Annotated in this window: 1 protein-coding gene; it reads right to left on the bottom strand. The window is 73.7% G+C overall.

Annotated features, from left to right (window positions below):
* Nucleotides 1-429: peroxidase family protein (locus JQK88_RS35770; RefSeq protein WP_312037401.1), on the bottom strand; the 429-nt coding region annotated here is incomplete at both ends.

Here is a 429-nt window from a genome sequence, read left to right as displayed (position 1 = left end):
CCAGATAGGCGAACGACGCGGCGTCGGTCTGCTCCTGGGTCGCATCGACCCGGCCCGGCGCGAACGGCACCGCGACGCGATAACCGGCCTGCGCCGCCGCCTGTTCGATGCCGGCGTTGCCGCCGAGCACGATCAAGTCGGCCATCGAGACCTGCTTGCCGCCCTGGGCGAACGCGCTCTGCACTGCGGCGAGCTTGCTCAGCACCTGCGCCAGTTCGGCCGGATCGTTGACCGCCCAACCGCGCTGCGGTTGCAGCCGCAGGCGCGCGCCGTTGGCGCCGCCGCGCATGTCGGTGCCGCGGAAGGTCGACGCCGAGGCCCATGCGGTGCGCACCAGCTGCGGCGCGGTCAGTCCCGAGGCCAGCAACTGCGCCTTGAGCTTGCGCTGGTCCGCCTCGCTCAGCGGCGCGGCCGCGGCCTTGGGCAGCG

Source organism: Mesorhizobium caraganae (assembly GCF_016836705.1).
Classification (GTDB): domain Bacteria; phylum Pseudomonadota; class Alphaproteobacteria; order Rhizobiales; family Rhizobiaceae; genus Mesorhizobium; species Mesorhizobium caraganae.
The sequence above is the reverse complement of the archived record's forward strand: the minus strand, read 5'-3'. Positions and strand labels throughout refer to the sequence as shown.